Consider the following 1,615-nt stretch of genomic DNA (forward strand, 5'->3'; position numbering starts at 1 on the left):
GACCTCCGGCGGTCTGCACGGCGTCGGCTCCTCGGTGGTGAACGCTCTGTCGGATTCGCTGGTGGTGCAAGTGGCCAAGAACAAGGAACTGTTCGAACAGCGTTTCTCCCGCGGCCTGCCTTTGGGACCGGTGGAAAAGGTCGGCGCCGCCCCCAACAAGCGCGGCACGTTTGTGACCTTCCACGCGGATGAGCAGATCTTCGGCCACCACCGGTTCAAGCCCAAGCGCCTGATGACCCTGGTGCGCTCCAAGGCCTATCTGTTCTCCGGCGTCGAAATCCGCTGGAAAACCCACATCGACGACGGTGAAACTCCGGCCGAGGCCACCTTCCACTTCCCCGGCGGCCTGCGCGACTACTTGAGCGAAGTGCTGGGCAAATCCTCCGTCTACGCAGAGGCGCCCTTTGCCGGCAAGGTCGAGTTCCGCGAGAAATTCAACGCGCCCGGTTATGTCGAATGGGCGATCAACTGGACCCCGTCGCGCGACGGCTTCACCCAGTCCTATTGTAACACCGTCCCCACGCCCGAGGGCGGCACCCATGTGGCCGGCTTCTGGTCCGCGATCCTCAAGGGCATCAAGGCCTACGGCGAGCTGGTCGGCAACAAGAAAGCGGGCAACATCACCCGCGACGACCTGATGGCCGGCGGCTGCGCGCTGATCTCCTGCTTCATTGCCGACCCGGCATTTGTGGGCCAGACCAAGGACCGCCTCTCGACTGAGGCCGCCTCCAAGATGGTGGAAAACTCGGTCCGCGACCATTTTGACAACTGGCTGGCCGCCGACACCAAATCCGCGGGCGCCATCCTCGACTTCCTGGTGCTGCGTGCCGAGGAGCGCCTGCGCCGCAAGCAGGAGAAAGAGACCCAGCGCAAATCGGCCACCAAGAAACTGCGCCTGCCCGGCAAGCTGACTGACTGCACTTCCAAAGACCGCTCCGGCACCGAACTGTTCATCGTCGAGGGCGACTCGGCCGGCGGCTCCGGCAAGGGCGCGCGCAACCGGGTCAATCAGGCGCTGCTGCCGCTGAAGGGCAAGATCCTGAACGTGCTGGGTGCCGCCTCCAACAAGATCGGCACCAACGCCGAAATCCGCGACCTGTGCGAGGCGCTGGGTGTCGGTACCGGCACCAAGTTCAACCTTGACGATCTGCGCTATGACAAGATCATCATCATGACCGATGCGGACGTCGACGGCGCCCATATCGCGTCACTGCTGATGACCTTTTTCTTCACCCAGATGCGACCCCTGATCGACGGCGGCCACCTGTATCTGGCCTGCCCGCCCCTGTTCCGCCTGACCCAAGGCGCCCGCCGCGTCTACTGCCTGGACGAGGCCGAGCGCGACACCTGGCTGGAAAAGGGCCTGGGCGGCAAAGGCAAGATCGATGTGAGCCGCTTCAAGGGTCTTGGCGAAATGGACGCCAAGGATCTGAAAGAGACCACCATGGACCCCACCACCCGCAAGCTGATCCGCGTCACCATCGACGAGGACGAACCCGGCGAGACCGGCGAGCTGGTCGAACAGCTGATGGGCAAGAAACCTGAGCTGCGCTACCAGTATATTCAGGAAAACGCGAAGTTCGTAGTGGAGCTGGATGTTTGAGGGGTAAATCCC

At 63.0% G+C, this 1,615-nt stretch carries 1 protein-coding gene; it reads left to right on the plus strand.

Features of this window, described 5'->3' with window-relative positions; all coding sequences use genetic code 11:
* Positions 1 to 1,603: DNA topoisomerase IV subunit B (locus A2I95_RS36440; RefSeq protein WP_291737377.1), on the plus strand; the 1,603-nt coding region annotated here is incomplete at its 5' end.
* Positions 1,604 to 1,615: the final 12 nt, after the last annotated feature.

The organism is Leisingera sp. F5, assembly GCF_001593695.1.